Annotated in this window: 19 protein-coding genes; 4 read left to right on the forward strand and 15 right to left on the reverse strand. The window is 55.5% G+C overall.

The window, feature by feature from the left end; all coding sequences use genetic code 11:
* Positions 1-40 precede the first annotated feature (40 nt).
* From AB0A83_RS14640 to AB0A83_RS14675, 8 genes are all read right to left on the reverse strand, one after another.
* Complete coding sequence (locus AB0A83_RS14640; protein WP_367154557.1) at positions 41-1201, reverse strand: ATP-binding cassette domain-containing protein; 1161 nt, start codon at positions 1199-1201, stop codon at positions 41-43.
* Between the two features lie 84 nt (positions 1202-1285).
* Entirely contained in the window at positions 1286-1714 is a 429-nt protein-coding gene (locus AB0A83_RS14645; RefSeq protein WP_150049656.1) for a molybdopterin-binding protein, read from the reverse strand.
* 17 nt (positions 1715-1731) lie between these two features.
* Positions 1732-2811 (reverse strand): molybdenum ABC transporter ATP-binding protein, encoded by a 1080-nt coding sequence (gene modC, locus AB0A83_RS14650; RefSeq protein WP_367154558.1) that lies wholly within the window; start codon positions 2809-2811, stop codon positions 1732-1734.
* On the reverse strand, positions 2811-3494 hold the full coding sequence (modB, locus tag AB0A83_RS14655; RefSeq protein WP_150049660.1) for a molybdate ABC transporter permease subunit: 684 nt from the start codon (positions 3492-3494) through the stop codon (positions 2811-2813). Before modB ends, modC begins: the two co-directional genes overlap by 1 nt.
* Before the next feature lie 236 nt (positions 3495-3730).
* A complete protein-coding gene (gene modA, locus AB0A83_RS14660) occupies positions 3731-4540 on the reverse strand; it encodes a molybdate ABC transporter substrate-binding protein (RefSeq protein ID WP_367154559.1) in 810 nt (269 codons plus the stop codon).
* A 54-nt stretch (positions 4541-4594) separates the two neighbouring features.
* The gene (locus AB0A83_RS14665) at positions 4595-6088 is read right to left on the reverse strand and encodes an alginate export family protein (RefSeq protein WP_367154560.1); all 1494 of its coding nucleotides are present in this window, start codon (positions 6086-6088) and stop codon (positions 4595-4597) included.
* A gap of 312 nt (positions 6089-6400) precedes the next feature.
* Positions 6401-7672, reverse strand: a complete 1272-nt coding sequence (locus tag AB0A83_RS14670) for a sugar MFS transporter (RefSeq protein ID WP_150049666.1) — start codon at positions 7670-7672, stop codon at positions 6401-6403.
* 16 nt (positions 7673-7688) lie between these two features.
* The gene (locus AB0A83_RS14675) at positions 7689-9881 is read right to left on the reverse strand and encodes a glycoside hydrolase family 3 N-terminal domain-containing protein (protein WP_367154561.1); all 2193 of its coding nucleotides are present in this window, start codon (positions 9879-9881) and stop codon (positions 7689-7691) included.
* A gap of 697 nt (positions 9882-10578) precedes the next feature.
* On the opposite strand from AB0A83_RS14675, the gene AB0A83_RS14680 reads away from it, so the two are divergent.
* The 4 genes from AB0A83_RS14680 to AB0A83_RS14695 are packed head-to-tail and all read left to right on the forward strand — an operon-like array spanning position 10579 to position 16628.
* Complete coding sequence (locus AB0A83_RS14680; RefSeq protein ID WP_367154562.1) at positions 10579-10932, forward strand: response regulator transcription factor; 354 nt, start codon at positions 10579-10581, stop codon at positions 10930-10932.
* The gene (locus AB0A83_RS14685; protein WP_150049672.1) at positions 10922-11545 is read left to right on the forward strand and encodes a chemotaxis protein CheC; all 624 of its coding nucleotides are present in this window, start codon (positions 10922-10924) and stop codon (positions 11543-11545) included. The genes AB0A83_RS14680 and AB0A83_RS14685 overlap by 11 nt, the downstream gene beginning before the upstream one ends.
* Positions 11545-14526: a response regulator gene (locus tag AB0A83_RS14690; protein WP_367154563.1), complete on the forward strand. Its 2982-nt coding sequence runs from the start codon at positions 11545-11547 to the stop codon at positions 14524-14526. The genes AB0A83_RS14685 and AB0A83_RS14690 overlap by 1 nt, the downstream gene beginning before the upstream one ends.
* Positions 14523-16628, forward strand: a complete 2106-nt coding sequence (locus AB0A83_RS14695) for an EAL domain-containing protein (protein ID WP_367154564.1) — start codon at positions 14523-14525, stop codon at positions 16626-16628. The genes AB0A83_RS14690 and AB0A83_RS14695 overlap by 4 nt, the downstream gene beginning before the upstream one ends.
* Before the next feature lie 122 nt (positions 16629-16750).
* On the opposite strand, the gene AB0A83_RS14700 is transcribed toward AB0A83_RS14695, so the two are convergent.
* The 7 genes from AB0A83_RS14700 to AB0A83_RS14730 form a co-directional block, all read right to left on the reverse strand.
* Positions 16751-17650, reverse strand: a complete 900-nt coding sequence (locus tag AB0A83_RS14700; protein WP_150049676.1) for a LysR substrate-binding domain-containing protein — start codon at positions 17648-17650, stop codon at positions 16751-16753.
* 208 nt (positions 17651-17858) lie between these two features.
* A complete protein-coding gene (locus AB0A83_RS14705) occupies positions 17859-18137 on the reverse strand; it encodes a hypothetical protein (protein ID WP_150049678.1) in 279 nt (92 codons plus the stop codon).
* A gap of 422 nt (positions 18138-18559) precedes the next feature.
* Positions 18560-20023 carry an efflux transporter outer membrane subunit gene (locus AB0A83_RS14710; protein WP_367154565.1) on the reverse strand — a complete coding sequence of 488 codons (1464 nt, stop codon included), beginning with the start codon at positions 20021-20023 and terminating at the stop codon, positions 18560-18562.
* Positions 20024-20282: 259 nt separating this feature from the next.
* The gene (locus tag AB0A83_RS14715; RefSeq protein ID WP_367154566.1) at positions 20283-23357 is read right to left on the reverse strand and encodes an efflux RND transporter permease subunit; all 3075 of its coding nucleotides are present in this window, start codon (positions 23355-23357) and stop codon (positions 20283-20285) included.
* On the reverse strand, positions 23354-24517 hold the full coding sequence (locus tag AB0A83_RS14720) for an efflux RND transporter periplasmic adaptor subunit (RefSeq protein ID WP_367154567.1): 1164 nt from the start codon (positions 24515-24517) through the stop codon (positions 23354-23356). The genes AB0A83_RS14715 and AB0A83_RS14720 overlap by 4 nt, the downstream gene beginning before the upstream one ends.
* A 44-nt stretch (positions 24518-24561) precedes the next feature.
* Positions 24562-25134 carry a TetR/AcrR family transcriptional regulator gene (locus tag AB0A83_RS14725; RefSeq protein ID WP_367156168.1) on the reverse strand — a complete coding sequence of 191 codons (573 nt, stop codon included), beginning with the start codon at positions 25132-25134 and terminating at the stop codon, positions 24562-24564.
* 29 nt (positions 25135-25163) lie between these two features.
* On the reverse strand, positions 25164-25622 hold the full coding sequence (locus AB0A83_RS14730; RefSeq protein ID WP_367154568.1) for a PaaI family thioesterase: 459 nt from the start codon (positions 25620-25622) through the stop codon (positions 25164-25166).
* Positions 25623-25658: the final 36 nt, after the last annotated feature.

The following is a 25658-nucleotide window of genomic DNA, read 5'->3' on the forward strand; positions in this document are numbered from 1 at the left end:
AGTTTCCCATTTCACAACGATCGATCAACGCCGTGACCGTCTATTGCTGGAAATCCGCAGTAGGACTTAGGTAATACACGCCGTCGTCGTGATTGACGACCCGTTGGTAGGGAATGAAATCCAGCTCGTGCAGTAACACGATAGCGTGGGTCTTGATCAAGCAATACACCCAATCGCCTTCGCGCAAGCCCATGCCGCGGTTAGCCGCCGGGGTAATTTCCGCCAATAAGATTATTCCGCAATCGATTTGCACGATGACGCTATCGCCGCGGGCAATGACGGCGCACACACGTCCCTTGATTTGATTCTGGATAGAGATGCCTTGAATATAGTGATGCGACAACGCAATATCGTTGGCGCGTATGGCAATATCGACCTTGGTTCCCGGCTCCAATTGCGGACGATACGGCAAAGCCAGCGCATAACCGCCAAAGCCGGCAAAACTGCAACCGCCGAGTTCCTCGTGGCATTGCATCTTGACCGTGACGATGTTGTCGGTTTGCCGCACGCCTAGAAAGCGCAAGACCTGCTGTCGTTTGGCCAACTCGCGGATAGGCCCGCTTTGCACAATACGCCCGTGTTCCATGATTAGCAAGGTGTCGCTCAAGCACAGAAGTTCGGACATCGATTGGCTGGCATAAATCACCGGAATGCCGAATTCGTATTGCAACCGTTTAAGTAAGGGCAACACTTGCTGACGACAGGATTCGGGCAGCGTCGCAAAAATATCGTCCAGCAACAACAATTTAGGGGATTGCAGCAAAGCGTAGGCCAATGCGACCCGCTGCCGCTGTTCGCCCGACAATTGACCTACCCGTTGATCCAGCAAGTGGCTCAACTCCAAAAGACGCAGCAAAAACTCCACGGAAAACCAGCGCCGACGCCACGCCCAATACCGGCCAACCGAATGCAACACTTCCCTGACGGTTTGCCCGCTTCCCCGATAGGCCGCTTGCAACACCGCGCCTATCGGTCTGGCTGCGGCCGGCATTGCAATGCCATGCCGGCTGTCGAACAAAGCAACGCCGTCCAGCAAAATATATCCGCTTTGCGGTTGCAAGGTACCCGCAATGATTTCCAGCAACGTGCTTTTTCCGGCACCGGCCTCGCCGTACAAACCCGCACCGCTTGCTTGCACATTGAGTTCCGCCGCCAGTTCAAAGTAACCGCGGCGTAGTTTGACGTTGACTTCCAATTGCATAAACGCCTACTCCCACTGTTGCGAAAACACGCTGTTTAAGAAATTTTCGGTGCCGCCTTGTCGCGATAGCCTAAGTACAGTCCGTCAATTGGCGATGGCAAGGATGACTGCACCCGCTTTAAACACTACCGTCGCCGGTTGGCCCACCCGCAACCTCAAGTTTTCGATGCTGTCGTTGGTCACGGTGGAGGCGATTTTTTGCCCGCCGGCGAGTTCCAAATCGATTTCCGCATTGACCGCTCCCGGTTTGATCGCGGTCACCACACCCGGCAGTTGATTGCGGGCCGACAACCGATACCCGCCGAAATCGGTAACAAGGATGATTTGCGGGGCTTTGACCATCGCAATGGCCGGCACACCCGCTTTTACCCCTAAAGTCTCGACCGAGTCCTTGGTAATGGAGGCAACGATCGTTTCTCCGCCGGGCAAGCCGACATGCACTTCCGCATTGACCGCACCGATTACCACTTCACTGACCACACCGCTAAATTGATTGCGCGCACTGGCTTGCATAAACTTGCTCCTAAAATTTATCTCAATATCGATGAACCCTTGATTTGCACATAAACCGGCATCCCGACCCGCAAGTTCAACGCCAGCAGGGATTTTCGAGTAATACGCGCCAATAAGGCCTGTTGTCCTACGTTTAAAGCAACTACGTTTTGACCGTCGACCGCATCGTTCAAACCGGTCACGCTCGCCGGCAATACATTCAAAATACTGGTAGCCGCCGGCCGCTCCAATGCGATACTGATGTCGCTGGCATTCAGTTGCAATCTGAACTCGCTGCCTACCGGCGCATCCACCAGCGGCACACACAATTCCCCGCCATCGAACTTAACGTGGGTCAGGTGGTAGTCCGGCTCGTGGCTCGCTACGGACACCGGCCAAACCACGGCAGCCTGTTTTTCCAGGGCTAAGGGCAAATCCAGGCGGCTCAAGGTTTGCGCCAAAGGCCCGGCCGCTTGCACCCGGCCTTTTGCCAATACCACCATGTAATCGGCCAGCTGAGCCGCCTCGTGCCGGGAATGGGTGACGTACAACACCGGCATGCGCAACTCCTTATGCATGTCGATCAAATAAGGCAGAATTTCCTGCTTGCGCTGTTCGTCCAACGCCGACAAGGGCTCGTCCATCAGCAATATCTTGGGATTAAGCGCCAAGGCCCTGGCTATCGCCACCCGCTGCCGCTCGCCGCCCGACAGGCCGGCCGGCATCCGTTGCAACAAATGGCCGATTCCCAATAATTCGATGACGTGCGCCATGTCGCCGTTGGCTTTTTGCTGTCTCAAACGTTTGACGCCGAACTGCAAATTGCCCGCTACCGTTAAATGCGGAAATAAATTGGCCTCCTGAAACACATAACCCAACGCGCGTTGGTAAGTCGGCACGAACACCGAACGGGCGCTGTCTTGCCAAACGTCGTCGCCAATCTGCAAATAGCCGTTGCCGGCCTGTTGCAATCCGGCCACGCAGCGCAACAAACTGGTCTTGCCGGAGCCGGACGGCCCGAACAACACAGTGATGCCGGTACCCGGCAAAGTTAAATCGACGTCCAGCGAAAATTGGCCGTAGTTCAAGTTAAAACGGGCTGAAATCGGATTGAGCATTAGGTCAAGGGATGCGCGACTGGCTGGGTTTTTAATGCGGTATAAAGCACCAGCAACACCAAAAAAGAAAACAGCAGCAAACCACCGGCTAAAGCATGGGCTTGCCCCAGCTCCAAGGCTTCCACATGGTTGTAGATTTGCACCGACACGACACGGGTTTTGTCCGGAATGTTGCCGCCCACCATCAACACCACGCCGAACTCGCCGACGGTATGCGCGAAGCCTAAAATCGCTGCGGTCAAAAAACCCGGTCGGGCCAACGGCATAACCACGTGAAAAAAAGTATCCAGCGGTCCTGCCCGCAAAGTCGCCGCCGCCTCCAAGGCCTGGGGCCCGATGCCGGCAAATGAAGCCTGCAAAGGCTGCACCACGAAAGGCAGGGAATACAGTACCGACGCGACCACCAGTCCGGCGAAGGTAAACGGCAAGGTACCCATGCCCAAAGCACTGGTCAGCTTGCCTATCGGCCCATTCGGACCCAGCAAAATCAAGAGATAAAAACCCAGCACGGTAGGCGGCAACACCAAAGGCAAGGCCACCAAGGCGTTGCATAAGCCCTTCCAACGCGACTGAGTTCGGGCCAGCCACCAAGCCAGCGGCGTGCCGAAAATGAGCATTAAACAAGTGGCCACGCCGGAAACCTTGAAGGTCAACCACAACGTGGCGAAATCCGCTGAATTCACACTAACAACTCCTTACTATGTAAGTCATGACCATGAAAGTCATAGTGGGAACGACAGATAGCCGCGATTCGCAAGGCCCTCATCGCGACTATGCGTCGCTCCTACCAAACTACCTTTCATTTGCCGGGGCGGCTGCCAGGCCTTCATGGTAGTTACTATGAAAATCATCGTGAGGGCGGGGCGATGCCCTTGTCGCGCATAGCCTTTCGAATCGCCACCGGGCGTCGCTCCCATTATCAATGCTTTTCATCGGCGGGGGGATTTGCCACGACTTCGCGCCCGTTAGGCAAGCGATAGCCGTAGCGTTCGATAATCGCCAAAGCTGGCGGCGACTTCAGAAATGCCATCAACGCCGATGCCGCCGGGTTTTGCGCACCGGCCTTCATTAACACGGCGTCTTGCCGAATCGGCATATGCAATTCTGTCGGCACTACCCAACCCGAACCTTCGCCGATGCCGCCGCCATCGGCGATCACTTGCGACAACGCGATGAAACCCAATTCGGCATTGCCGGTACTGACGAATTCTTGGGCTTGAGAAATATTTTCGCCATACACCAACAAAGGCTGCAGTTTGTCGTATACCTTCAGTTTGTTCATGACCTCCACGGCGGCAACACCGTAGGGCGCCAGTTTCGGATCCGCCAACGCCAAATGTTGAAAACCGCCTTTGTGCAATATCTGCCCATCGGCGTCCACCACGCCCGGTTTGGCCGACCACAGTAGCAAAGTACCTAGCGCATAGGTAAAACGGCTGCCGGCCAGCGCAACCCCTTCTTGTTCCAATCGTAGCGGCTTATCGCCGTCGGCGGATAAAAACACTTCGAACGGTGCCCCGTTCAGCAATTGCGATGCGAATTTACCGGACGAACCGAAGGCTAAATTCGCCCCGTAGCCGGTTTGCTTTTCGAACTCGGCGGCAATCTCGCTCATCGGCTTGGTAAAGTTGGAAGCCACCGCCACCAACACCGTTTCGGCCTGCGCCGCAAACGAATACAGGAATAAACAAGCAGCCAAGCAAACGCTTTGCCTAAGGTAGGTGACCATCGATTTCTCCTGGTTGATTCTTAAAAAGATACATGCACTATGCCTACGGCGGTTTTAAAATCTCAGCTGACTTTGCAGGTAAAAATAATCCACGTCGCCCTCGGCCGGTGCCGACGGCGCGTGTTGGGCAAACGCCCCTTTAAACAAATGCGCCCAGGCGGCTTCGAAATTTAAACTGCTGTTGAAATCCCAGCGGGCCGTCAATTCCAGTTGATGTCCAATATCGCCGCCGCTTTTTCCGGTTTTATCGCGCAGGCCGGCTGTCGTCCAACTGTCGGTATCGGACGCCAACCAGAAGTAGCGGTGCCTGACACTCATTTGCACATCGCTACGCGGCGAAATACCGATGCCGTATCCCGGCGTATTGATGTTGCTGCGCGCGAAGGCGCCGTAAATACCGGTCGGGCCGAACTCGAAACGGCGCGCACCATACAGCGTATCGAAGCGCTGGTCGAGGTTGTCGTTAGGGTCTTCGTCGCCGCTGGCGTAATCGTAATCCAGGCCGAATCGAGGCGACCAGGGCACGTCTAAGGTGTAACCAAGACTGACATGCTCATACCAAGCGGCGTGATCCAAGTCTTTGCCGTCGCTGTTGGCGGTGGTTTTTCTAACCGTACCCAATTGTCCTATCGCTTCCAGTTCGAAATCGAGTTTGGCTTTGGCCGGTTTCAGGTAAAAACGCATACCAGGCGTGAAGTAACGGCGGTTACGAGTGGGGTTTCGAATGCTGTCGCCTTCATCCAAATGGTAAAGATAAGCCTCGGCGTTTATACCCCAAAGCAAATCGTACAGCTCCAAAAATCCGCCGGAAAACCAGGTATGCGTGTCTTCCTCATCGAATTCGTGCGTTTCGGCCAGGATTGCCTTTTCCTTGTCCGGAAAACGCAACACCGGCATGGTTACGAAACCGGTAAAGGCCCACTGACTGTAATCGGTAACACGCAATTTCACCCCGGTAAAACTATTGATGGTATTTCTAAGGGCATTACGCGCCACCAAACGCCGGCTGCCGATATTCAAGGTCTGCCTACCGGCCGTCGCGTCGGCCCCTATACCGCTATAAAACAGATTCTGCTCCGCCCAGTTGAGGTAGCCCTGGATGAAATCGGCGTTGTCGGCGTGAGTGGTGTTGAGGTCCGAATCCTTGTCGCTCAACAGCGCGCGAGCATCGACGAATTCCGCTCCCGCCCGCAACTTGCCCAGATTGGCTTCCAGCCAAAACGCGGTTTGCAATGCGATTTGTTGGTCGCCGCCGCTGCCGGAGGCCTTGAACGCGTTGTCGAAAGTCTCATAGCGGGTACGCTGCTCCACAGACATCGATAACCAATCCGGCAATTTCAACATGTCATGCAAATTCCACACCGGCTTTTCATATTTCCCGCCCCCCAACAAAGGATCGTGCATTTGGCTGGAGAACGCCGCAAAAGGCGGCCGGATGTATTTAGGTTTCTCCGCCGCTTCGACAACTTCGCAAGCTAAAAACGTGCATGCGCTTAACAACGAAAGAGGTAAGGCGGTGCTTGCGCGACCGACCGGTTGTATCGCCATAGGGAGCCTGCTGTGTCTGTTAGTTGATAGATTTCTTCCTCGCCTTGAATACCGCGCAAGGCAGGTGTTGGGGCCAGTTTAATTCGTTATGTACAAAAGTAAATAACGAAACGCAAAATGGTTTATTCACCCTGGTTAAATAACAGAGCGATCACAAGGTTATTGCGCCGGGAAAACGCGTTGGATTTGCCGACAAGCTAGCTTGCGCCAATACAATATCAGGCAGGAGAGAGGCAAACATCCCGATACGGCGCCGCAAATCCGGCTAGCGGATAGCGGCTCGGGAAGGCAGAAGAAGAACGCTAGAAAAAACTATGGAGCGCTTGGCGACAAACCGCGGCAATAAACGGCGTACCCCGCTATGTAGCAATAGCATAAGGCCGGCAGAACCAATGCCGCCTGGATACCGAACGCATCGGCCAATGCGCCTTTCAGCAACGGCACAATCGCACCGCCGACTATCGCTGCGCACAAGATGCCGGAGCCCTGGCCGGTGTGTTCGGCCAAGCCGGTTAAAGCCAGGGAAAACAGGGTCGGAAACATCACCGAATTGCATAGCCCTACGGCGATCAAACTCCACATGGCCGGCTGGCCGCTGGCAATAGCCGCGGTAACGACCAGCAAAACCGCCGTTGCCGCATGACCGGCCAGTACCCGAGCCGGATGGAAATGGCGCATCACTACCGCGCCGACAAAACGACCCGCCATAGCGCCACCCCAATAAAACGCCAGGAAACGGCCGGCTTGCGCTTCCGGCAAACCCGCAATATCGCTTTGCCCGAGGAAACTCACCATAAAGCTGCCGATAGCGACTTCGGCACCCACGTACAAAAAGATGGCAACAGCACCCCAACGTAAATGCGGATAGGCCCAGGCATTGGCATGAACAGGCACTTTGCCGCCGCCGGTTTCGACGTTTGTCACTATCGCCGGTAGACGCAACACCGCAAACAGGCATGCCAACAAAAACAATACCCCGGCCAAGCCCAAATAAGGCAGTTGCACGCTTGCAGCCTGCGCCGCTTGATAAGCCGCCAATTCGGCCGCGTCCAAACCTTGCAACTGCGTTTCGCTTTTCACCGCTACCGCCATGATCAGCGCCGAACCGAAAAACGGCGCGAGCGTGGTACCCAACGAATTGAAGGCCTGAGTCAAGGTCAGACGGCTGGACGCGGTTTCGGGGCTGCCCAACACGGTCACGTAAGGATTGGCGGCAACTTGCAACAAGGTGATGCCGGAGGCCAATACGAAAAACGCGCCCAGAAACAGCGGATAGCTATGCAGGCCGGCCGCCGGATAAAACAGCAAACAACCACTGGCGGCAACCGCTAAACCGACCACGATACCGCGCCGATAACCCAGTTTTTCCACCAGATAACCGCTGGGCAGCGACATCACGAAGTAAGCGGCAAAAAAACAGAATTGCACCAGCATGGCTTGGGTGTAATTCAGGGTAAAAACCGCCTTCAAATGCGGGATCAAAATATCGTTCAGGCAGGTGATGAAGCCCCAGATGAAAAACAAGGACGTCAGCACCGCCAAGGCCGGGGTTTGATTGGTTCGGGTCGTTGGATTCGCCGACATCCTTAACTCCATTTGCTTAATCGGCCAGCACTTCGAAACTCGCACTTTCGTCGCCCACCATCACCTTGAACTCCCCGGGCTCCACGATGCGCCGCATGTCCGGACCGATGAAGGATAAATCCTCGGGTTTCAAGGTAAATTGCAACGCGCGCCGTTCGCCGGGTTGCAACGCCACTTTGCTGAACGCTTTCAGTTGTTTGACCGGCCGGGTGACCGAGGCATACACGTCGTTCAGGTACACCAAGACCGCTTCTTTGCCGGGCCGGTTGCCGGTGTTTTCGACGCTTACGCTTAATTTGACCTCCTCACCGAGCCGATAGCGGCTGCGTTCGAGCCGTAAGCCGCTGGTTTTAAAACGGGTGTAGCTCAAACCGTGGCCGAAAGGATACAGCGGCTGGTACTGCACCATTTCAAAGGCTTCCATCGGTTTATGGTCGTACGGGGTGACGTCGTTGCTCGCCCTGGGATAGCTGATCGGCAATTTACCGCTCGGATTGACCTCCCCGAACAAAATATCCGCCATCGCCCGCCCGCCTTCCATACCCGGTAAAAAGCCCAATAGCACGGCTTGAGCCTGCTCGGCGATGTCGGTAATGAGGCGCGGCCGGCCGCCAAAGGTGATCAGCACGATGGGTTTACCGGTGGCAAACAGCGCCTTAGCCAATTGCAGTTGTACGGAATCCAGCGACAAACTGTCGATGTTGCCCAAGGTTTCGGTGTAAGTATTTTCGCCCAAGGCCAAAACCACCACATCGTGTTGGCGCGCTGCCGTCACTGCCTGCTCGATGTTGATTTCCTCGCCGAACCGCTGCCCGCCCACGTAGCTGACTTTACCGGCGGACTTTGCCTGCAGCGCTTGCAGCAAGGTCGGATGCTGTTTGGGATACCAGTCTTCGGCGTTGCCTTGCCAGGTAATGGTCCAGCCGCCGTTCATCACGCTTAAGGAATTGGCGGTCGGACCGGTCAGCAAAATACTGGCCTGCTTGCTCAACGGCAGCAGGTCGCCGGCATTTTTGGCCAACACGATAGCCTCTTGCGCGGCTTGCCGATTGACGGCGGCCGCTTGTTCTGTGGCGAAATTGCCGGCGACCGGCAAATCCGCCTCGCGGCGCTCGAACAAACCGCTTTGCAATTTGACCCGCAAGATGCGCCCCACCGCTTCGTCGATTCGACTCATCGGCACTTCGCCGCTGTTCACCAAATCCAATAACAGCTCGTAAAACGAAAAATCGTAAGGCACCATGCTCATGTCGACCCCGGCCATCACCGCGATTTTCACCGCTTCGCGCGGCGACGCCGCGACTTTGTCGCGGGTGTGCAGACGGATGATGTCTTGCCAGTCCGATACCGTGAAGCCGGTGAAGCCCAGTTCGCCGCGCAAAATCTCGGTCAGATAATGGTAGTTGGCGTGGCCGGGAATGCCGTCCACTTCGGACGAATTGATCATGACGGTCGGCGCACCGGCAGCGATGCCGGCTTGGAAACCGGGTAAAAACCATTCCCGCAGTGCCCGTTCGCCTATCCAGGCCGGAGTGCGGTCTTTTCCGTTCAACGGATAGCTGTAGCCGACATAGTGTTTCAAACAAGTGGGGGCTTTATCGGCAGCGGAGTAATCCGTGCCTTGGTGGCCGGCGATATAAGCGCTACCCATCGCGCTCGCCAAGTGCACGTCCTCGCCGTAGGTTTCCCAAAGCCTGGGCCACAGGGGTTGGCGGCCTATGTCCATGACCGGGGAAAAATTCCAGTCCAGGCCTGACGCCTTCACTTCCCGAGCGGTGATCTGCCCTTCCAAAAAAGACAGTTCGGTATTGAAGGTGGCTGCCATGCTGATCGCTTGTGGAAACAACACCGAATCGCGTGTGTACGTGGCGCCGTGAATAGCGTCTATGCCGTAAATGACCGGGATCTGCAAGCGGGTTTTGGCCGCAGTGTCGCGAATCTGTTGGGTAATGGTCCGCCATTTTTCGACCGGCTGGGCTTTATTATTAGGCGTAGTCGGCGTATTCAGGATAGAACCTACGTGGTAGCGAAAAATCGCCGCGTCCAACTTGGCCTGATCGATAGGATTGTCCAAATCCTGACCGTTTTCCAACGAAATCACGCTGAAATCGACTTGCGTCATCTGCCCGACTTTCTCTTCCGGCGTCATTTGCGCCAACAAGGTTTCGATACGCTGTTCGACAGCGGGATCCAATTGCTGTGCGGCCATCGCAGCCTCCGACAATGTGAGTAATAAAAATGTGAGTAATAAAATGGAAAAACAGGAATTAACGTTCAAGGCGCTTGCAAGGTAATGGGTTAACGTTAGCCGGTCATACGGCCGGCATAGACACCCGGCTGACCGATTTTTCGAATCAAGCAAAAGAGGCTTGCCACTCGACGAGCATGATTGCAACGTGCGTTAACCGCAGGAACGGCCGGAACAAACCAATCCGGCACAATAGCCGCGCAAAAAACGCCGGCGGATTATAGTTGAAGCTACATTTTGCGCCACAGCTTTCTCATGGGTGAAGAGGCTCAATCGGCTGTGGGCTTGGAGCCATTTACAACAAAACCTGGAAGCGAAAAATACTAAAGTCCAGGTTTACCTTCCCGATACGGCCGACTATTGTTAAAAACCGAACGAACGATTACCGCCCTAGCACAACCGGCCATTTCATCTAGTCTTTACTCATGCCTGGTAGGCTTTTAGATTCGAACAACCGGCCTGTAAGGCGTGAAAGCAAGGCAATCTCCCGGGTCGTTACCGGAGCATAGCCGGTGGGAGCGACGCTCCGTCGCGAATTGAAAGGCTCTATATGTTCACGACAACGTGTCTCTATCGGCATGACTTTCACTGTATCGCTAACTATGTCCATATACCCCTCCCATCCCACCCTGAATGATCGAAACCGAGGAACTTAGCTATGGCAGAAACCCATTGTTTGATCGTCGACGACAGCAAAATGTCTCGCATGATGGTGCGTAAAATCATTTTGGACGCGCATCCGGATTGGCTGCTCACCGAGGCGGAAAATGGCCGGATCGCGATAGAGTTGGCCGAAAAAAACAACTACCAGATCATACTGTTGGACTACAACATGCCGGTACTGGAAGGCGACAAAGCGGCCGAAATCCTCCGGCCTTTACAGCCGCAAGCCAAAATCGCATTTTTAACCGCCAACGTGCAAGAGGCGGTTAAGAATTTGGCCGTCAAATTACAAATCGACTTCATCCCCAAACCCATCACCGAAGAAAAGATCAGAAATTATGTGGGATAACGCCGAAGCGTCGCACGCAGATTTTTTGGATGCCGTCGCGGAAGTGCTAAACGTCGGCATGGGCTATGCCGCCGCGGTGCTTAGCGAGATGGTCAACGAAGAAGTCAGATTAAGCGTACCCCAAGTCATGTTCGTCAGCAGGCCCGATGCACTGACACATCTACAAAGCAAAACCCATAAAGAAGTCAGCGGAGTCAGTCAGCATTTCGAGGGCCTGATGGGCGGTGACGTGCTGCTGCTGTTTCCGGAAGACAAAAGCCTGGAACTGGTACGCGCGGTACTGCAACAGGATTTGTCCTTCGAAGAGTTGACGGAAATGGAACAGGAAGCCATGACCGAAATCGGCAACGTGATTTTGAACGGTTGTTTGTGCAGCATCGCCGACATGTTTCAGCAGCAAATTTCCGGCGGCATTCCGGAATTCGTTAAAGGCTCGATCGGCAGCATCCTGACCCAGGATAAATTGCTGGATAAAGTGGAAGCCTGCGTTTTGCTATTGAACATGGAATTTTCCCTGGATAGAAAACAGGTGGAAGGCTATGTATCGTTCCTAATGGACATGGACTCCATGCTCGCGTTTAGAAACAGCGTAAAAACCTTTTTGGACATGTAATGCAAAGCAACGTCAGTACGGATTCTGATATTTACCAAGCCATTTTCGATCACTGCCAATTGGGACTGATCGTCACCGACGCTCAACAACGCATCGTGGCATGGAATCCTTGGGTAGCGAAATTCAGCGGCCTGAAACCTGATCTGGTACTGGGTAAATTGCTGCCGGAGGTTTTTCCGGACTTGGAAGGCGGCAGCCTGCAGCGCGCGATTAAAGTAGCTCTCAGTCACGGCATGTCGTCCGTGATTTCGCATAGTTTGAATCCGAACGCACTCCCCTTGTTTACCTCGGCGGGTCATCCCATCGATCAGCAGATCAAAATCAAGCCGATAGGCGACGACAAGGCCAAGCGGCGCTGTTTGATTCAGATCAACGACATCACTTCTGCAGTCAAACGCGACCGGCAATTGCTGGACAACGTCGCCGAACTGACTTACCAAAAACATGTACTCGATTTACACGCCATCGTAGGGGTTACCGATGCCGTCGGTAAGTTCAGCTACGTGAACGACTTGTTTTGCGCCAGCAGCGGCTATAGCCGAGAGGAATTGCTGGGCCAAACTCCGGAGCTTTTACATTCCGACGCACATCCGGCCGAGTTTTTCGACAGCATGCGCCAAACCATCCAAAGCGGCCAGGTTTGGAAAGGCGACGTCTGCTGCCGCAATAAAATGGGGGATCGCTATTGGGTTTCCACCACCATAGTCCCCGACACCAGCGCTAGCGGCGCACCCAGCCGGTATTTCATGGTCAGTACCGACATCACCGAACGCAAGCGAGCCGAGGACGCCGCCCACGCCGCCGCAATCGCCAAATCGCAATTCTTGGCGAACATGAGCCACGAGATCCGCACGCCCATGAATGCCATTCTCGGCTTGACCCGCCGGGTCATGGAAACCGAGTTGAGCCAAGAGCAACGCGAGCAACTGCTCAAGGTGAAAAAGTCCGGTCAGGCCTTGCTGCGCATCATCAACGACGTGCTGGATTTTTCCCGCTTCGAATCATCCAACCTTGTCCTGGAACGAGTCCCGGTGCAGCTGGAAACCGCGTTGTTGGAAGTATCCGACTTGTTCGGCGCGCAAATAGCGGAAAAAGGTCTGGAAATCTTCGTCGACATCGATCCGGCCACGCCGCTGTGCGTGCTGACCGACCCTTTACGCCTTAACCAGATTTTGAGCAATCTAGTCGGCAATGCCGTTAAATTTACCGAACGCGGCGAAATCGACATAGCGGTGCAACCCGAACGTCTCAGCGACGATGCCGTCGTGTTGAGATTCTCGGTCCGCGACACCGGCATAGGCTTAACGAGCGAGCAATGCCGACATTTATTCACCCCGTTCGTGCAAGCCGACAGTTCCATCACCCGTAAATACGGCGGAAGCGGTTTGGGCTTGGCGATTGCGAAAAAACTGGTGGAATTGATGGACGGCAAAATCGAACTGGACAGTCGCATAGGGCAAGGCACTTCGGTCACGTTTTGCATCACAGCCGGCATCGCGCCGGAAACCTCGCAATGTCCCAACCACTACCCGAAAGACTTGCACAAACTGAAAGGCAAGCGCGTGCTGATCGCGGACGACTTAGCGTCTTCGCGGCGAATATTGTCGCGCTTATTGAGCGACTGGGGCTTGGAAACCGTGCTGGCCGGCTCGGGCTTGGAGGCCATTTCCTTAATCCGGGACGCTAATCGTCAAGGCAAACCGTTTTACGCCGCGTTACTGGATTGGCGCATGCCCGGCTTAAACGGTTTGGACACCGCCGCTCGGCTTAAAGCCATAGGCAGCGAGACCGGCCCGCCCTCCAAGCTGCGCGTCGTCATCATCACCGCATACGACAAACACGGCATGCTGCAAAATCCGTTAATGCCCCATGTAGATGCCGTTTTGACCAAGCCGGTTATGCCGTCGATGCTGTTCGACGCCTTGCTGGACGCACACACTACGCAACCGACCGCCAGCCAAGACGAGGGGACGCAACATTTCGCGGGCTTGCAGGTGCTATTGGTGGAAGACCACGACATCAACCAAGAATTAGCCGCAAGCTTTTTACAAAAGCGCGGCATTGATGTGACCATCGCTTGCGACGGCGCCGAAGCGCTCGCCATCGTCAAACAGGGACACGCGTTCGATCTGGTATTGATGGATATACATATGCCGGTCATGGGCGGCTTGGAGGCCACCCAACTGATCCGGGAATTACCCCAGGGCCGCAACTTACCCATAGTCGCGATGACCGCGGCGGTTTTAGCGGAAGACAGGCAGCAGTGTTTAGCAGCCGGCATGAACGACTTCATCCCCAAACCCGTCAATCCGGCCGAACTGGTTCGAGTACTCAACGCTTATACGCAAACAGCGCCTGCCCGCAGTTTGCCCACCGCCGTCCCTAAGGTCGACCGGACGATTTTGGACGTTGCGCAAAGCCTCAAACGCCTGGACGGAGACACATTTTTACGCGGCCGACTGATGCAGGGTTTCATCGAACGTTATCACGCAATCGACGACCAACTCGCCGAGTTGTTAAGTAAAAATCTCAGCGCCGCCGCGGCGGATCTACTGCATGCCTTAAAAGGCGTCGCCGCCAATTTAGGCGCCGTAGCGCTCGCGGAACAATCCGGCCGGATGTTGGAAACGCTACGGCACGGAGCCGACCATCTCGACCTCACGCATTTTCAAAGCGTTTTGCAGGAAACCATGCGGCAAATGCAGGCCTTCATCGCCACCGATTCGACAAGCCCCACCTTACCTATACAAGCCGAGCCCACTGTCGAGACCGATGAAATCATGGCCTTGATAGAAACTTACTTGAAAACGCACGAAGTCATTCCCGACCAACTGCTGCAAGCCTTGCTAGATATGGCCGATAGCGATAAAGCCTACGCGACGGCCGTGCAGCGCCTACTCTATCACATCGACAATTTCGACTACCCTGAAGCGCTACGGACCATGGCCGCCCTCAAACCGTATCCGGAAAACCTACCATGAGCAACGGCATGCTGGAAACGCAAACCGGCAAACCCCTAGTTTTGCTGGTAGACGACCTGCCGGCTAATTTGCACGTGTTGGTTGCCGCGTTAAAAGCCGACTTTCGGCTGAAAACCGCGACGAATGGCGTCACCGCGTTGGAGCTTACCCGCAACCTGAACGATCAGCCAAAACTGGTGGTGTTGGACGTCAAAATGCCCGGTATGAGCGGCATAGAGGTATTGCGCCGCATGCGCGAGGAACCCGCCACCCGCGACATTCCGGTCATTTTGCTCAGTGCGGATACCTCCGAACAAAACGAACTGGCCGGCTTGCATTTCGGCGCCGAAGATTATCTGGTCAAACCCGTGTCGCCCAACGTATTGTCGGTAAGAGTCCATAACCAGATTCAACGCCACGCCGACCGGGTTCAATTACGCTTGGCCGCGCATGTCTTCGAATACAGCGGCGAGGCCATCATGATCACCAATCGGGAAAACCGGATCGTCGACGTCAATTCGGCCTTCACTACCCTCACCGGCTATTCCAAAGCTGAAGTATTAGGTTCTGACCCCAAGTTTTTATCATCCGGCCACACCTCGCAGGAACAGTACAAAAAAATGTGGAGCGCTATCCGGCAACACGGATTTTGGCAAGGAGAACTATGGGACAGGCGCAAAAACGGCGAGGTTTATCCCAAGATGATGACCATCTCCGTGGTGCGCGACAGCACCGGCACCATCGAATTTCACTTGGCCAATTTCGTCGACATCACCCATTTAAAAGAAGCCCACGCCCGTTTCGAGCATCTGGCTCACCACGACCCCTTGACCGGACTGCCCAACCGCTTGCACCTGCAAATGTATTTGGAACAATCGATGCTGATCGCCAAACGCAACGCCGAGCAGTTGGCGGTGATGCTGCAGGACCTGGATCGATTCAAAAACATCAACGATACCTTGGGACACACGGTCGGCGACCAACTGTTGATTCAAGTCGCCAGTCGGCTCAAATCCTGTATGCGCGAATACGACTTGGTCGCGCGTCTGGGCGGCGACGAATTCGTCGTGGTGGTGCGCGGCGCCAAGGTACGCAATGTTGCCGCGGCGGTGGCCGAAAAGATTTGCCAGCAGCTCAGCACTCCGTTCAACCTGGAACCGCATACCTTGCGGACCGCGACCAGTATCGGCATCGCCATTTACCCGGACAACGCCGAACACATGGAAGGGCTGATGAAAAACGCCGACACGGCGATGTATTTCGCCAAATCGGAAGGCGGCAATTTATTTCGCTTCTTCGCCAGCCCCATGATTCAAAAAGTCTACGAAAAAGTGGAATTGGAAAATCATTTGCACGAAGCCTTGGAAAATCGGGAATTGGAGCTTTATTACCAACCGCAAGTCACCTTGCCCGAGCAAAAAATCATCGGCGCGGAAGTATTGCTGCGCTGGCGCCATCCGGAACGCGGCTTTATTTCTCCCGCCGTGTTCATTCCGCTGGCGGAAGAAACCAATCAAATCCACAAAATCGGCGAATGGGTTCTGGAGCAAGCCTGCCGCCAAGCGGTCGAATGGGCACGAACCGGCTTGCCGATCAGGCGCATCAGCGTCAACGTATCCGCCAAACAATTTCAAAACAAAGGCTTGTACGATACGATCAGACGCATTCAAGCGACAACCAATCTACCGCTGGACTGTTTGGAGTTGGAACTGGAAATTACCGAAACCGCCGTGGTCACCTCGCCCGGTGAAGCCGGAGTCTTGCTGCAATCGTTTCGCAATAGCGGCATTTTGGTGGCATTGGACGATTTCGGACAGGGTTATTCTTCGTTGGGTCAATTAAAGAATCTACCCTTGGATCGTTTGAAAATCGACGCAGCTTTCGTCCGCGACATCGGTAGCGATTTTACCGATAAAAACAACGGGGCCATTGCCGCCGCCACCATCGCTTTAGCTCACAATCTGGGCTTTGAGGTGATTGCCGAAGGGGTGGAAACCGAACAACACCTGGCATTTCTAATCGAACACGGTTGCGATGAGGCGCAAGGCTATTTCTTCGGCAAACCCATGCCGAAGGCCGAATTCGAAGCCCTGTTGCGCGCACAGTCGCAGCACGACCTGTAGACTCCCGGCCCCGCTTAGGCGGGTACCCAAAATCAACCTAACCGATTGGCGGCGTATTTTTGTTCAGATTTACAAGGAGCCAAAGCCCCGTCAGCCCGGACTATTTTGGGCCGGAAATCGCCTTAAGCCGCAGCGCGACAATCGGCTTGCACCTTCTTTATCAGATCGGCCACCACCGCGATCAATTGCCCGCGGTGGCTGGTTTTACGCCACACCAAGCCTATGCTGCGGCTAGGTACCGGCGGCCGAAACGGAATGTAACGTATCCCCTGTTCCTGTTGGCGCACGGCAATCCTCGGCATGAAGGTAATGCCGCTGCCGGCCCTCACCATTTGCCGCAAAGTCTCCAATCCGGTCGCCCGCACGTCCTGGTATTCCTCCACCCCGTGCAACCGACAAATTTTCAACGCGTGTCCGCGCAAACAATGGCCTTCTTCCAACAACAACATGTGTTTTTGACCGGCAAGGTCGGATAGCTGTACTTGGCTCGCTTTTGCCAATTCGTGATCGGTAGCGACCGCCAACAAGAATTCGTCTTCGAATAATTCTTCGTGCTGCAAAAAGTCATCGGCGATCGGCAGCGCCAGCAAGGCCATATCGATGTCGCCGTTTTTTAGCTTATGCATCAAGGCCTCGGTTTTTTCCTCCACCAATATCAACCGTATACGCGGCAAAGTCTCGCGGATCAACGGGACCAAGCCCGGAAACACGTATGTGGACAAGGTGGGAAAAGCGCCGATGCGTAAATTGCCGGCGTAAGGGTCTTGCACGTTTTCGGCCAGCTCTTTGATGTGATCGACTTCGCGCAGAATCCGTCGCGCCGATTCCACAATCAGGCTCCCCGCCTCGGTCAGCAAGACTTTTTTATTGCTGCGCTCAAATATTTGCACGCCTAAATCGTCTTCCATTTTTTTGATTTGGGTGCTTAGAGTCGGCTGGCTAATGTAACAGCGCTCCGCAGCTTGGACAAAACTGCGCAAATCGGCCACGGCGATTAAATAACGAAGGTCTCTAAGGTTCATAGCAGTACAAAGGGTTAAACCCGCATCCAATATTAACGGACAGTTATCCTAGAAAACTCGTTAGCCGATTCTCAGGATCATCAATGTACAGGCTATGCCCAGCCGGCCAAAGCCGTCAAGCGGCAAAACTTAGTCGCCGCCGCAAAGGCGTTTTCCGCTTTAAACCTTTCGGCTTGAGACTATCGCCAAACCGCGTCGTTATCAATTCTCAGTGATAGCGCAGAAACGCTTTGCGCTCGGCTTCTTTGTCGGCCAAGGCACTGGAAACGTGCTGCCAATGCTGCAACAGCTGGTTGTACATGGTCAGGCTATCGGGCAATTGTTGGGTCACGGGATGCGCCAGCAACTGCTGCAGTTGGTGCACTATGACATGGGCCAGTTTAGGACAATGATTGCCGCTGATGAAACGCGTCATCATCAGACAGGTTGCGGCGTGTAACTGGGAAATTTCCGATTCCGCTAATTTGAGTGAAGAAACTGATTGCATATCGACCTCGCCAATGACTAAGAAATTAGAACGGCGCACACTGCTTGTATTTGCGGAGGACGACCAGGTGCGCCGGTGATAGCACGAGAGAATACTACCGGTTACAAATGATAATGATTATCATTTTATAGTCAAGTAAAATCGAAGCCCCATTCGCCAAAAATAGTTTGTTCCCTCGTGACGGCTTGGCATAATTTGGCACGGGATACGGCACCGTCCATCATGTCCACCGAGATGAACAGATGACGTCAGCCAGTGGCTACTGTAGTGGTCTAATAAATCAGTAGATAAACTAACCCTATCCACTTGAAAGAAAACAACCACACGGGAATGAAGAACGCCGGGTATTCTAGGCATGCCGATAGAATGATGACCTTCATCGCTTTTCCAAGTGCTTGCTGTGCGATCTTGTCAGCCGTTGATTACCGTATCGAGGCTTTATCGATACCTCTATCCGATGAAGCAATTGTCCAGCCGCCGCCGAACGCTCGATACAGTGACACCATGGCCACGCCGGCCGCCGTTTCGGCTTTGGCGCGTTCGTCGCTGACGGCCAGCTTGCTGCGTTGGGCATCCAGCACCGCCAGATAATCGCCCGCACCGCGTTGATACAAGGCGTCGACCAGCCGGTAGGCTTTTTCCGCCGAGGCTTCAGCTGTAGTCAATTGGCCCAGGCTATCCGTGGCGGCACGATGGGTAACGAAGGCGTTTTCCACGTCTTCCAATGCCAGCAAAAAAGTCTTCTCGAAATTGGCCGCGACCTGATCCAGCCGCGCATCGGCGGCGGCGATATGGGCGCGGATGCGTCCGGCGTTGAAGATCGGCGCGGAAAGGCCGGAGCCCAGCGCATAAACGCTCTCGCCCAGACTCGGAAAACCGCCGACCGCCAGCGCGCCGACGCCGCCACTGGCCGACAGCACCAGTTTCGGATAGAGATCGGCCCGCGCCGCCCCAAGGCTAGCCGCTGCGGCGCTGACTTCGGTTTGCGCGAGACGCAAATCCGGCCGTTGCGCCAATAGATCGGCCGGCAACAGCTTGGGCATGGTTGGCGCTTGTTTCGGCAACGGGCCGGTGACGGTCAGCCGCTGTTCCAGGCTTTCCGGCGGCTCGCCCTGCAATACGCCCAAACGATGAATCAGCTTTTGCCCGGCGTTGACCAGTTGCGGCAGTGTCGCTTCAGTGCCCTGCAACAAGGTTTGCTGGCGGGCCACATCCGCCTCGTTAGCGAGTCCGGCTTTAACAAATACCTGTAAAGTCCTCAGCCGTTCGCGCTGCAAGGCTATATTGCTTTGCAGAATGCCGGTACGTTGCTGCACCCCGCGCAGCTCCAGATAGTTGGTTGCTACCTGGGCCAGCAGACCGACCTGCGCCGCATGCAAGCCTTCCCGGCTACCCTCGGCTTGCGCGGCGGCAGCTTCCGCTTCCAAATGCCGGCCGCCGAACACGTCGATTTCCCAGCGCGCCGCCAATCCGCCGCTAACCGCATCGGCGGTCGGTGTAATCAATTGGATGCCTTGCCCGCTCGGTACGCCAACGATGCGGTCGATGCGTTTTTCCCGGCCGCCGGCTAGCGAGAAATCGAGACTGGGATACAGCGCCGCTTCGGCGACGGTGACCATCGCATTGGCTTCGCGGACGCGAGCGGCGGCGATCTTCAGATCGTGGTTGGCGGCCAAGGCTTGGTCTATCAATTCATTCAGCAAGGGGTCGTTGAAACCTTGCCACCAGATTTTCAGGTCTACCGTTTCTGCGGTTTGGGGATCGGGCGCGTGTTGCCAGCTTGCCGGGCTATTCAGCGCCACTTGGTCGCCGACGCGGGTCGGCGTACAGGCGCTCAGCCAAACCACGGACAGAACGGTTAGCGGTGTTAAATATCGATTATTCATTGTAAAACTCCGTGGTCGCCGCATAGGGTACGCACCGCGTACCTTCTTGGGCTTTAACAATTGCAGAGGCTTTAAAAGGTACGCAATGCGTACCCTACCGCTATTCTTCTCCCCTCTTTGAAAAAGACGACTGCATGGATGCAGAAGGTAGAGCAACGCGTGGAGCAGTTGCCGAGGGGCTGGGGAGATTTTTCTAATAAATCCCCCTCAATCCCCCTTTGAAAAAGGGGGAGGTATCGTTGGCTCGATCGCGTTGCCATCAGGCAGGGGCTTTATTACCTCCGACTGGCGCACGCTCCACCCTAAACCACGCCGCATACAGCGCCGGCAGGAAGAACACTGTCAATACCGTCGCCACCGTCAGCCCTCCCATGATGGCGATAGCCTGCGGGCCGAAGAAGTCGTTACGAGACAACGGTATCATCGCCAGAATGGCCGCAGCCGCAGTCAGCATGATCGGCCTAAAGCGCCGTACCGTCGATTCGACGATGGCCGACCAGGTGTCGAGCCCGGATTTTTCGTCCTGATCGATCTGATCCACCAAAATCACCGAGTTGCGCATGATCATGCCAGCCAGCGCCAGGATGCCGAGCAAGGCCACGAAACCGAACGGCGCCCGGAACAGCAGCAACGCGAAGGCCGCGCCGATCACGCCCAGCGGCGCGGTGCTGAACACCATGAAAGTCCTGGACAGATTCTGCAATTGCATCATCAACAAGATCAGCGTGACGATCAGCACCAGCGGAATCCAGATCAGGATCGACTTCTGCGCGGTCACCGCGTCTTCCTTGGAACCGCCGGTTTCGATGAAATAACCGGCCGGCAAGCTGTCCTGTATGGATTTAAGTTTCGGGACGATTTCCGCCGCCACGTCCGGTGCCATCTTGCCGTCGGCCACGTCGGCGCGTACCGAGATGGTTGGGAAGCGGTTGCGTCGCCAGCGCACGCCGTCCTCGAACACGGTCTCGAACTTGACGAACTGTGACAGCGACACCGACTTGCCATTGGCCGTGCGAACCGCGACGTCGGGCAATTCGTCGGCGGCGATGCGCAATTCGGGGCTGGCCCGCCAGACGATGTCTATCAATTTATCCTGCTCGCGTAATTGTCCGACCGGGATGCCGGCGTAATGCGCCTGCAAGGCTTGCGACAAACTGGCCGTCGACACGCCGAGGGCGCGGGCCTTGTCCTGATCCAATATCAGGCGGAACGAGGGTATGCGGTCATGCCAGTCGTCGTTGACGTCCACGGTGCCGGGATGGTTACGCACTACGTCGGCCACCTGATCGGCAATGCCGCGCACAATATTGGGATTTTCGCCGAGCACTCTGAATGCCAACGGATAATCCATCGGCGGCCCGACATTCAGCCGTTTGACCCGGCCCCTGACATTCGGAAAATCCGTCTCAAGCATCTGCCGGACGCGCTGCATCACCCGTTCACGCGCTTGGTTATCCTTGGTCATCACCACCAGTTCGGCCAGATTGGTATTCGCCAGTTGCTGCACGATCAACATGAAAAACCTCGGCGTGCCGCTGCCGACATAGCTGGCGACATGTTCCACGTCCTCGTCCTCGGCTAATAGGGCTTCCATGCGTTTGGCGGCGGCCTCGGTTTGTTCGAAGGCGCTGCCCTCCGGCAACCACAGGTCGACGATGACTTCCGGCCGGTTGGACAGCGGGAAGAATTGCTCCGGGACATGGGTTAAAGCCACCACACCGAGACCGAACAAAGCCAGGGTGGCGACAATGACTTTCTTACGGTGCGCTACACAGGCATCCACCCAGCGGCGCAAGCGGTTGTAGAACGGCGTATCGAACAAGTCGTGAGCCGCTTGGTCGCCGTCGGCATTTACCTTGAGGATCAAAAACCCCAAATACGGGGTGAATACCACCGCGCCTATCCAAGACAGTATCAAAGATATGCCGACTACCTGGAAAATCGCCACGGTATATTCGCCGGCCGAGGATTGCGCCAAACCCACCGGCAGGAAACCGGCGATGGTAATCAAGGTGCCGGTCAGCATCGGGAAAGCCGTGGCAGTATACGCATAGGTCGCGGCGCGCATCCGGTCCCAGCCTTCTTCCAGCTTGCGGGCCATCATCTCGACGGCAATCATCGCATCGTCCACCAGCAGGCCCAGCGCCAGAATCAATGCGCCCAAGGAAATCCGTTGCAGGTCGATGCCGCACAGCAGCATGACCAATAAGGTGGCGGCCAGCACCAGCGGCACGGTCAGCGCGACCACGGAACCAGTGCGCCAGCCCAGGCTCAAGAAACTGACCACCAACACGGTCGCCAAGGCTTCGAAGAAAGTACGGCCGAATTCCGCCATCTGGTTTTTAACCACATGACCTTGATTGGCGACCGTCTCGACATCCATGCCTAACGGTAACTCGGTTGTTATGCCGGCCAGCGTCTTGTCCAAGGCTTGCTCCAGATCGATAACGTTGCCTTTCTTGTTCATCGTCACGCCGAGGCCAAGCGCCGGTTTGCCGTTGAAACGCATCTTGAATTCGGCGGGATCGACATAGCCGCGGCTCACCTTGGCAAAATCTTTAACCTTGAAGGTGCGATTGGCGATGCGCACCGGCATATTGGCGACACCATCTTCGGAGTCGAACGCGCCGGTCAGGCGTATCGGCAGATTGCGCTGCGCGGAAAATACCGTGCCGGCTGGCGCCATGCCGTTCTGCGCCTGCAAGGCCTGAGCCACCGCCGCCGTATCCAGGCCCAGTTCGGCCAGTTTCTTGTCGGAAAATTCGACGAAAATCTTTTCGTCCTGCACGCCGATCAGATCGACCTTCTCGACATCCTTGACCCGCAACAGCTGTTGGCGAACCGAATCGGCCGCCAATTTCAGGTCGGCATAACTGAAACCTTCGCCGGAAAAGGCGTAGATCAGGCTATAGGTATCGCCGAATTCGTCGTTGAAAAACGGCCCGATGCTGCCGGGCGGCAGTGTCATGCGGATGTCGTCGACCTTCTTGCGCACCTGATACCAAAGCTCGGGAATGTCCTTGGGCGGCGTATCTTCGCGCGGCGTGACGAAAATCACCGATTCGCCGGGTTTGGAATAACTGCGCAAGTAATCCAGGTCAGGCAGCTCCTGGATTTTCTTTTCCAGCCTATCGGTCAACTGCTGCTCCACTTCCAGCGCGGTGGCGCCGGGGTAGAGGGTTTTAACCACCATGATCCGGAAAGTGAACGGCGGATCTTCCTGCTGGCCCAAATTGTAATAGGCGAACATCCCGCCGAGCACTGTCAGTGCGAGCATAAAGCCGGTGAAGGAGCGGTGTTTAAGCACCCATTCGCTGAGGTTGAAGGCTTTCATAGAGATCCCTCTTTAGCCGGTGCATTTTCTGCCGGCAAGCGGACAGACTGGCCCTCGGCCAGACGCTGGACGCCGGCGCTGACCAGCAATTGGCCGGCGGCGACTCCCTCGACGGCAATGCGTTCTCCGGCCAGCGTTTCGCCCAGCTTAACCGGCACGGATTTGACCGTGGCCGCCTGCTCGTCGACCAACCAAACTAAAGGATGGTCGGTCTGGTTTTGCGGGGTATAGACGGCGGAAAGCGGGATGGCGATGCCGGAAGCGGTGTTCGCCGCGAGTTGAACCGTCGCCGTCATGCCTAATTGCGCGGCATCCAGACCTTCCAGCAAAGTCGCCTTGATGCGATAGGTGCGGCTAATCGGATCGGCGGCCGAAGCGATTTCGCGAATTCTGGCCTTGATCCGCCGGTTGTCGTCGAACCATAAAGCCACATTAACGTCTTGTTGGCGCTGGATTTCTTGTAAGCGATGCTCGGGCACGTCGAAATGAACTTCCTTTTCGTCGAGCTGGGCCAACGTCACCACGGCCTGACCGGCGGCCAGCACCTGTCCGGCTTCTACAGTCAACGCAGTCACCACGCCGTCGCGGTCGGCATGCAGCTCGGTATAGTTGAGCTGGTTAAGCGCCTCGCCCAATTGCGCTTCCAGTGCCGCCGTCCGCTCCCGCGCCGTGGCATAGGCGGTTTCGTGCCGCTCGAACTCCGGCGGGCTGATGACTTGTTGAGTCAACAGCTCGCGGTATCTCGTCAGGTCGTCGCGCAAAAAATTGCTGTCGGCCCGCGCGGCAGCCAGTTGAGCCTTAATGGCCTGCACGGCGAGGCGGTAATCGTTGCCGTCCAGTATGGCCAACGGTTGGCCTTTGCGCACTGGGTCGCCAACGTCCACTTTGCGTTCCAGCATTTTACCGGCCACCCGGAAGGATAAGGGCGTCTCGATTCTGGCCCGGACTTCCCCGGCAAAGCTTCTGGCGCCGGCGACGGCGTTCTGCTCGATTCGAAATACCTTTACCGGGCGGGCAAGCGATTGCGGTGTTTTGTTCTGGTCGCTGCAGCCGATACTTAGTGCCAGCAGCACTCCTGACAGGAGCCAGCCTTTACTTGCGAGTCGGAATTGCAGCCGGCCAGAACGGGTGGTCATTAACAGACTTTTGGGTTTCGCCATGTGGCTTCCTCCTTCGGTAAAAGGTTCGGTCATATTTGGAATAATCATTCGATGCTGTTTGCTATCAGTATCTCGGCGGCCAACTTGGCATCCTCGGCCGCGCCGGAATGGCGCTGCAATTGTTCGGATACAGTGGCGCCTTTAAACAAAGCACAGAGTTGCCCGGCTAGCCGTTCCGGACACCGCGCTCCGGCTTGTGTGGCCAAATCGGTCATATAACTTCGAAACTTGCGGTAAAACGCAGCGGATACTTGATGCACCGCATGGCTTTGCTCGGGAAATTCCACAGCCGCCTTGATCAACGGGCAACCCCGAAAATCAGGGCTGGTCAACCACGCGCTATGGACATCAAAACTTGCCGATAGCTTGTCTTTCGGGGTTTGCGCTTTTTGCTCAATTTGTTCGACAAACCAAGTCCAAAATTCGACATCGCGTGTTTGCAGATAATCGACAATCAACGCCTCCTTGGACGAGAAATGGTGGTATAGAGTCATCTTGGTGGTGTCCGCCAATTTAACGATGCTATTGATGCCGGTAGCTCTAATGCCCTGGGTGGAAAAGAGCACTTTCGCCGCCAACAAGATTCGTTCGCGCGCAGTTGGGGAGTTAATAGGCATCGTCACTGATGGCTCCGAATAATTGGCCATCAATTAGCCTCGCGCCCGAATATCAATAATGTTGATGTCGCCGAGGCATAGAGCCGACCTTCGGCGTCGATAAGGCAAGCTTCGGCAAAGGCTGCTCGCTTCCCTAGTGACAGAACGTTGCCCTCCGCCCTAAGCAAGCCCGTATTCTTGGTTATTGTCTTGTGGTATGAAATTTTCAGCTCCAAGGTAATATAGGCTTGTAGCTCGGTTAGTTTGGAATGAACGGCACAGCCGCAGGCGGAATCCAGCAAGGTGGCCGCATAGCCGCCGTGAACGGTACCTAGGGGGCTATAAGCATGTTCGCGGGGCTTGCCAGCAAAGACAGCTTTGCCAAAGTCAACTTCCACCAGCTCGAAATCCAGCGACACCAAAATTCCCGGCATCCGCCCACAGGCCATCAGGGCACGCAACTGGTCTAACCCATTGAGTCCGGTGCCGGTTTTCTTGACGAGATTCACCTTAGTGTCGCTCCTTCCCATACGAGGTTGATCACG

Source organism: Methylomonas sp. HYX-M1 (assembly GCF_040741385.1).
Taxonomy (GTDB): Bacteria; Pseudomonadota; Gammaproteobacteria; order Methylococcales; family Methylomonadaceae; genus Methylomonas; species Methylomonas rhizoryzae.